General features: G+C 74.0%; 7 protein-coding genes and 1 pseudogene. 6 read left to right on the forward strand and 2 right to left on the reverse strand.

Translation table 11 applies throughout. The features are described from left to right. The 4 genes from DKT68_RS26740 to DKT68_RS31620 all read left to right on the forward strand — a co-directional run. Window positions 1–1,760, forward strand: a 1,760-nt coding sequence (locus DKT68_RS26740) for a glycoside hydrolase family 3 protein (protein WP_236647085.1), incomplete at its 5' end; no start/stop codon positions are given. A gap of 10 nt (window positions 1,761–1,770) precedes the next feature. Then, a complete protein-coding gene (locus tag DKT68_RS26745) occupies window positions 1,771–3,066 on the forward strand; it encodes an exo-beta-N-acetylmuramidase NamZ family protein (protein WP_109820150.1) in 1,296 nt (431 codons plus the stop codon). Window positions 3,067–3,077: 11 nt separating this feature from the next. Then, complete coding sequence (locus DKT68_RS26750; RefSeq protein ID WP_109820151.1) at window positions 3,078–4,877, forward strand: serine hydrolase domain-containing protein; 1,800 nt, start codon at window positions 3,078–3,080, stop codon at window positions 4,875–4,877. Window positions 4,878–4,923: 46 nt separating this feature from the next. Further along, on the forward strand, window positions 4,924–5,313 hold the full coding sequence (locus tag DKT68_RS31620) for a hypothetical protein (RefSeq protein ID WP_201749207.1): 390 nt from the start codon (window positions 4,924–4,926) through the stop codon (window positions 5,311–5,313). Here the strand turns inward: DKT68_RS31620 and DKT68_RS26760 are convergent. Both DKT68_RS26760 and DKT68_RS26765 read right to left on the reverse strand, forming a co-directional pair. Continuing rightward, a complete protein-coding gene (locus DKT68_RS26760) occupies window positions 5,199–5,849 on the reverse strand; it encodes a GNAT family N-acetyltransferase (protein WP_236647086.1) in 651 nt (216 codons plus the stop codon). The two genes, DKT68_RS31620 and DKT68_RS26760, sit on opposite strands and share 115 nt — an antisense overlap. After that, window positions 5,810–6,298 carry a DnaJ family domain-containing protein gene (locus DKT68_RS26765; protein WP_109820152.1) on the reverse strand — a complete coding sequence of 163 codons (489 nt, stop codon included), beginning with the start codon at window positions 6,296–6,298 and terminating at the stop codon, window positions 5,810–5,812. Before DKT68_RS26765 ends, DKT68_RS26760 begins: the two co-directional genes overlap by 40 nt. A gap of 231 nt (window positions 6,299–6,529) precedes the next feature. Here DKT68_RS26765 and DKT68_RS26770 point away from each other — a divergent pair, with 231 nt between their 5' ends. Next, complete coding sequence (locus DKT68_RS26770) at window positions 6,530–7,180, forward strand: LysE family translocator (protein WP_109820155.1); 651 nt, start codon at window positions 6,530–6,532, stop codon at window positions 7,178–7,180. Between the two features lie 69 nt (window positions 7,181–7,249). Beyond that, window positions 7,250–7,677 (forward strand): annotated as a pseudogene (locus DKT68_RS26775) (hypothetical protein); the annotation flags it as partial.

Genomic DNA, 7,677 nt, shown 5'->3' on the forward strand with positions numbered 1-7,677 from the left:
CCCCCATCCCCGCCCAGGCCGCCACCCCACCGCGTCCCTCATCCGCCGAGCACGGCTGGGTCACGTCGACGCTGCGGCACATGAGCCTGGAGCAGAAGGTGGGCCAGCTCTTCTCCACCTACGTCTACGGCGGCGACGCCACCGCCCCCACGGCCGCCGACCGCGCCGCGAACCTCGCCGCGTTCGGCGTGGAGACACCGGCCGAGGTGATCGGCCGGTACCACCTCGGCGGCGTCTGCTACTTCTCCTGGTCGCACAACCTGGACAGTCCCCGGCAGATCGCGACCCTCTCCAACGGACTCCAGCGGGCGGCCCTCGGCGACGGCGCGAAGGGCCGGGTGCCGCTGCTCATCTCCACCGACCAGGAGCAGGGCACCGTGGTACGGATGCCCTCCCCCGCCGCCCAGTTCCCCGGTGCGATGGCGCTGGGGGCCGCCCGGTCGTCCGCGGCCGCCCGGACCGCCGCGGAGGTCACCGGGCGCGAGCTGCGGGCCGTCGGCATCCGCCAGCCGTACGCGCCGATCGCCGACGTCAACGTCAACGCGGGCAACCCGGTGATCGGCGTCCGGTCCTTCGGCGCCGACCCGACCCTGGTGGCCGACCTCACCGCCGCCCAGGTCACCGGCTTCCAGGACGGCGCCCGGGTGACCGCCGTGGCGAAGCACTTCCCCGGCCACGGCGACACGGCCACCGACAGCCACACCGGCCTCCCCGTGATCAACCACACCCGTGCCGAGTGGGACCGCATCGACGCGCCACCGTTCCGGCGGGCGATCAAGGCCGGCGTCGAATCGATCATGACCGCGCACATCGTGGTCCCCGCGCTCGACCCCTCCGGCGACCCGGCGACGTTGTCGCCGACGATCCTCACCGGCGTGCTGCGGGGCGAGCTCGGCTTCCGGGGCGTCATCGTGACCGACGCGCTCAACATGGCCGGCGTGCGGGAGAAGTACGGCGACGAGCGGGTGCCGGTGCTGGCGCTCAAGGCCGGCGCCGACCAGCTCCTGATGCCGCCGGACCTCGCGCTCGCGCGCGACGCCGTGCTGCGGGCGGTCGCCACCGGCGAGCTCACCGAACGACGGATCGACGAGTCGGTCCGGCGCATCCTCGCCATGAAGTACCGCCAGGGACTGGCCCGCTCACCGCTGGTCGACGTCGAGAAGGCGGTGGAGACCGTCGGCGCGCCGGAGCACCTCGCCGCCGTCACCCGGGTCACCGACCCGACGCTCACCGCCGTCCGCAACGACGCCGGCGTTCTACCGCTGCCGCGCGCCGACCGGTCGGTGCTGGTCACCGGCTGGAACAGCGCGGCCTTCGCCCCGGTCGCGACGGTCGCCGACGGCTTCACCGCCCGGGGCGCCCGGGCCACCGCCCGGCCGGCGACCCTGCCCTCCGACGAGGTGATCGCCGCGACGGCCGCCCAGGCCGCCCAGCACGACCTCACCGTCGTGCTGGTGAACAAGGCGTGGGACACGACCGTCACCGACCCGCGCGCCACACAGCAGCGCCTCGTCGCGGCGCTGCTCGCCACCGGCAGGCCGGTGGTCGTCGTGGCGGTCCGCGATCCCTACGACATCGCGTACCTGCCGGGCGTGACCACCTACCTGGCGACCTACTCGTACACCCGCGCGGCGATGGACGCCCTGGTCCGCGCGCTGCACGGCGAGCTGTCCCCGAGCGGACGGCTGCCCGTCACGATCCCCACGGCCGAGGGCACAGGCTCCGTGCTCTACCCCTACGGCCACGGCCTGAGCTGGTAGGAGGCAACACATGCAGCGGAGGAACTTCCTTGCCGGCGCGGTCGGCACGGGCGCGTTGGGGGCAGGGGCACTCGCTGTCGGCGGGGCGCCGGCGTCGGCCAGTTCCGGTGGCCGCCGGGTCCGCACCGGCCTGGACGAGCTGGTGTCCTCGGGGTTCGCCGTGCTCGCCGGCCAGCGGGTGGGCGTCGTCTCCAACCCCACCGGCGTGGACGCGGCCTACCGGCACCTCGTCGACCTGATGCACGGCTCCGGCCAGGTGCAACTGGCCGCGGCGTTCGGCCCCGAGCACGGCTTCCGCGGCTCCGCGCAGGCCGGCGGCAGCGAGGGCACCGGCGTCGACGCGCGCACCGGCATCCCGGTGTACGACGCGTACGGCGCCTCGCAGGCCCGGTGGGAAGCCATGTTCACCGAGGCCGGGGTCGACACGGTGGTCTTCGACATCCAGGACGTCGGGGTCCGCTTCTACACCTACATCTGGACGATGTACACCTCGATGGTCGCCGCGGCCCGGGTCGGCAAACGCTACGTCGTGCTGGACCGTCCCAACCCGATCGGCGGGCGGGCGTACGGCCCGATGATGACCTCGCCGTACACCTCGGGGGTCGGCCTGAAGGAGATCATCCAGCAGCACGGGATGACCGTCGGGGAGCTCGCCCGGTTCTTCAACGGCACGTTCCTGCCGGCCGAGGCGGGGCGACCGGTCGACCTGCACGTGGTGCGGTGTCGGCACTGGAAGCGCGACGACCTCGCCGCCGACACCGGCGTGCCGTGGGTGATGCCGAGCCCGAACATGCCCACCCCGGACACCGCGCTGGTCTACCCGGGCACCGGCCTGTTCGAGGGCGTCGCCTCGATCACCGAGGGTCGGGGCACGTGCCGCCCCTTCGAGCTGATCGGCGGCCTGGCGACCGACTTCGACCATCACTGGGGCGACCGACTCAACGCCCGCAACCTGCCCGGGGTCGAGTTCCGGGAGGCGTACTTCTCGCCGACCGCGGCCGGGCAGAAGCCGGACCTGCTCAACAAGCTCTGCGCCGGCGTGGAGGTCAAGGTCGTCGACCCGGCCGTGTACGACCCGATCCGCACCGGCGTGGCGATGCTGGTGGAGGCGCACAAGTACCCGGCGTTCGCCTGGCGGCGCGACTCGTGGGACACCGTGCGCCCCTACTGGATCGACAAGCTCACCGGCTCGCCGCGACTGCGTACCCAGATTGACGCCGGCGCGGACGTGGACGACGTCGTCGGCGCGTGGGCCGACGAGCTGGCCACCTTCAACCGGCGGCGCCGGCCCTACCTGCTCTACTGAGGAGTGCGGTCATGACCAGGTCGACCCGTCGTCCACTCCGTTCACTCGCGCTCGCCGTGACCCTGGCGATGCTGGGCACGACGCTGCCCGCCACCGCCGGGCTGGCCGCGCCGCCGTCGTCCGGACCGCCAACCGTCACCCCCGACGACATCCAGTTCCGGCACGACACGCTACGACGCGGCAGCGCCCGCCAGGTCGGCCTGCTCCCCGAGCAGGTGGACCGTCTTCCCGGCGACCTCGCGGCCTATCTCCAACCGACGGCGGACCATCCCGGATACCCGACGTACGCCGGCGCGGTGGCCCTGGCCGCCAAGGACGGCGTGATCGTCCAGCACGCCGCCGTGGGCAAGGCCGTGCGGTACGCCTCCGTCGGGCCACCGCCCGGCCTGGTCGGCGTCGAGCTCCCCGCCGAGCAGCAGATCGCGACGCGGCCCGACACCATCTTCGACCTGGCGTCGGTGTCGAAGCTGTTCACCACGATCGTCACCATGCAACAGGTGGAGCGGGGTCGGGTGGAGCTCGACGCGCCGGTCGCCCGGTACGTCCCGGAGTTCGCCGCGGGCGGCAAGGCGACGGTCACCGTGCGGATGCTGCTCACCCACACGTCGGGGCTGCCCGCGTTCACGGCGCTGTGGAGCAGGTACCCGACGCCGGCCGAGCGGTTCGCCGCCGCGCTCGCCACGCCCCTCGCGGCCGGTGCGACGCCCGGTTCCCAGTACGTCTACTCCGACCTCGGGTTGATCGCGCTGGGCGTGCTGGTGGAGCGGGTGACCGGCCGGCCGCTGGCCGAGCTGGTCCGCGACGGCGTGACCGGGCCGCTGGGCATGACCGACACCGGCTACAACCCGGGCCCGGAGCGCCGGTCGCGGATCGCCGCGACCGAGTACCAGCCGTACGCCGGGCGCGGGATGGTCTGGGGCGAGGTGCACGACGAGAACGCCTGGTCGCTCGGCGGTGTGGCCGGGCACGCCGGCGTCTTCTCCACGGCGGCGGACCTGGCCGTGCTGTGCCAGACCCTGCTCAACGGCGGCGAGTACCGCGGCCGGCGGGTCCTGCGGCCGGCCACCGTGCGCACGATGCTGGTCAACTACAACGCGGCCCTGGAGTCGACCTACCCGGAGAGCGACCGCGGGCTCGGGTTCGAGCTGAACAAGCACTGGTACATGATGGGGCTGTCGTCGCCCGTGGCCTTCGGGCACACCGGCTTCACCGGGACGTCCATCGTCATCGACCCGCTCTCCCACTCGTTCGTCATCCTGCTCAGCAACCGGGTACACCCCGACCGTGGCTGGGGCAGCAACAACGTGGCGCGCCGTGCGGTCGCGCGGGACCTCGCCGAGGCGATGCCGGTGCGGCCACGCTCGACCAGCGCCTGGCGGGCCGACCCCCGCGACTCCGCGACGAGCACCCTCACCGCCCCGCTGCGGCGGCCGGCGCGGGTTGGAACGGCGAGTTTCCTGCTCTGGTACGACACCGAGCCCCGCTACGACAGCGCGCGCTTCGAGGTCTCCACCGACGGGGGACAGACGTGGGCGCCGGCGACGATGCAACTGCGTGACGCCGGGCGACGGTGGACCGCCGACGGCACGGTGACCGGCTACGGCGGACGCGTCTGGTGGCAGGTCTCCGTGACGCTGCCCGACCAGGCCACCCACCTGCGGTGGAGCAGCAGCACGGACGGCTCAGGGCAGGGCCGTGGCGTCTACGTCGACCGGGTCGTCGCGGCGGACCGGGCCGGCATGCTCTTCCAGGGCGAGGGCGGCGACGCCTCCCGACTCGTCGCCGACGGGTGGTCGCCCGCGCGCAGCTGAGCGGATTCTCGTTGCGGGGACGACCGGGCGCTGCGAGGGTCGACGGATGCCAGGGATGGACGGCGCCGACGTGCGGGACGCGGCCGAGGAGATGACCCGGGTCCTCGACGCGCACCGGGAGCAGGACTGGTCGGTGCCGGCCGGCACGCTGACCTGGACCTGCTGGACCACCGCCGAGACCCTGCTGCACACGCACGACATCACCCTCGGTCTGGGCGTGCCGTGGCAGCCGCCGCCGCGGCTGAGCGCGCTGGTGCTGCGGCGGCTCTTCCCGCGCGACGCACGTCGTGGAGCTGGCGCGCGGCGCTGGACTGACCCGCCCTACCGGGCGCGGCCGGACACCGTGGCGGCGACAAGCCCGGGAGCGGTCAACGCGTGCCGGTGGCCGTCGCGCGGGAAGGGTGGATACGCCGGCAGCACCTCCTGGAAGAGGTAGCCGCTCTTCTCCGCCACCCGACAGGAGGCCGGGTTGTCCACCTGGTGCAGCAGGTCGAGGCGCTCCAGCCCGGTGAACTGCTCGAACGCCCACCGGCTCAGCGCGGTGACCGCGCGCGGGGCGACGCCCCGACCGCGGGCCCACGCCGCCGTCCAGTAGCCGACCTCGGCCACCGTCACCCCGGGGGTGACTCCCTTGAGCACCACGTTCGCCACCAGCTGTGGACCGTCGGCGCCGTCCTCCAGCACGGCGAAGCTGAGCCGCCGGCCGTCGTCCCAGTCCTGCCGCGTCCGCTCCAGCCACTGCCGCCCCTGGTCGGCGGTCTGCACCGGGTACCGGGTCCACCGTTGCAGCACCGGGTCCCGGTACGCCTCCACCAGCGCGTCCAGGTCGTCCTCGCGCCAGGGGCGCAGGACGAGTTCTGGCGAGGTGGCCTCCGTGCGCAGCTCGATCCGCATCCGCACAGTCTGCCCGTCCACGTCCAGCCGGTGACCGGTCAGGTCACCCGGCGGCGCCGCCACGGCAGCCACGCCCACCGGGGCCGGTGTGCCCGTGCGATGGCGGGCGCCGGCTCGGTGGCGGGCGCCGGCGCTGGACGCGACGAGCGTTCGGCGCGCCAGTGGCGGACCACCTCGTCGACGTTCACCGGACGTACCGCCACCCGGGGTCCCTCGGGGTTACGCAGCCAGGCCACGATCTGCGCGTTCAGCGCCCCGACGAAGTCCCGGACGGACTGCTCGGTGGGCAGGTCGCGGACCTCGGCGGGGACCTGCTCGATGCGCCGGCGCAGTTGCAGCGGCGTGGGCAGCAGCAGGTCGCTGGGGAGCGCCTCGCGCTCCAGGAAACTCTTGATCCACCACGACTCGTCGTACGGCATTCCGCGGCCGGGGATCGGCTTGCCCATGCCGGGCAGGTCGTCGAACTCGCCGCGTTGCACGGCCCCCTGGATCTGCGCCTCCACGGCCGCTTCCCACGCTTCGGTCACCCTGCGGCACCTCCCTGGCCACCGTAACGCGCCGCCTCCGGCCGGCGATGCGCACCGCAACGGGTCAGCGCAGTCGGGCCGGCTGCCATTCCCGTCGTCATCCGCCGGACGGGGTTTCCGCCGCGACGTCCGGTTTTCCCACCCGCAGGCCACGGCCTGCCAGGTGGCCCTGTGCCGGGGTGGCTGCCCGGCCTACGGTCGGTGTGGGTGTCGGTGCGACGGGGGGTCGTCATGGTGAGTGCGGGTGCGCTGCTGGGTATCGCGCTGGTCGGGTTGGGGCTGGTGCTCACGCCGGGCCCGAACATGGTCTACCTGGTCTCCCGCTCGGTGGCGCAGGGCCGCCGCGCCGGGATGATCTCGCTGGTCGGGGTGGCCGCCGGGTTCGGCGTCTACCTGGCCGCGGCGGTCGCTGGGCTGGCGGCCGTCTTCGTCCTGGTGCCGGCGCTGTACGCGGTGGTGAAGCTGGCCGGGGCCGGCTATCTGCTCTGGCTGGCCTGGCGGACGCTGCGCCCGGGTGGGCACTCCCCGTTCACGCCCGCGCCGTTGCCGCCGGACCGGCCGCGACGGCTGTTCACCATGGGCCTGGTCACCAACCTGCTGAACCCGAAGATCGCCATCCTGTACGTCTCGCTGCTTCCACAGTTCGTCGATCCGGGACGGGGATACGTCGCGGCGCAGAGCCTGCTGCTCGGCCTGACCCAGATCGCCGTCGCGCTGAGCGTGAACGCCCTGATCGTGCTCAGCGCGGGCGCGCTGGCCGGATTCTTCGCCCGCCGGCCGGTCTGGCTGCGGGTGCAGCAGTGGGTGACCGGCACGGCGCTGGCCGCGCTGGCGGTCCGGATCGCCACCGACCGCTCCCGCGCCGCGATCGCCACGCCCTGAGCCGCGATCGCCCAGCGGGCTGACGGCGCGGCGAGGCGTCCGGTCGGCCGGCACTAGACTTCGCCCTCGATGGACGCCCAGCCCACCCCCACCGACACCCGCCCGTGCGCCCACTGTGGACGGCCGGTGCCGCAGCGTGTCGGCGCGGGCCGGCCGTTTCGCTACTGCCGGGACAACGACGGCGCCTGCCAGCGTGCCTCCCGCAACAGCCGGATGCGCCACCGCAACGCCCCCGGCCTGCCCGGGCAGGTGGCTCGCACGTGGGAGGCGGTGGACCGGCTCGACCAGATCGTCGAGACGTTGACCGAGGCGCTGCACGCGGAGCTGTCCCCGGTGGGTGTGCAGCGGCAGCTGGCCCAGGCCCGCGCCGAGGCCGCCACCGAGATCGCGGCGGCGCAGACCGAACGCGACGAGGCCCGCGGTGACGCCGAGGACGCGGCGGCCGACGCGGCCCGCGCCCGCGAGCAGGCTCGGGGGGCGCGGGCCGACGCCGACGA

The organism is Micromonospora acroterricola (genome assembly GCF_003172955.1).
Taxonomy (GTDB): domain Bacteria; phylum Actinomycetota; class Actinomycetes; order Mycobacteriales; family Micromonosporaceae; genus Micromonospora; species Micromonospora acroterricola.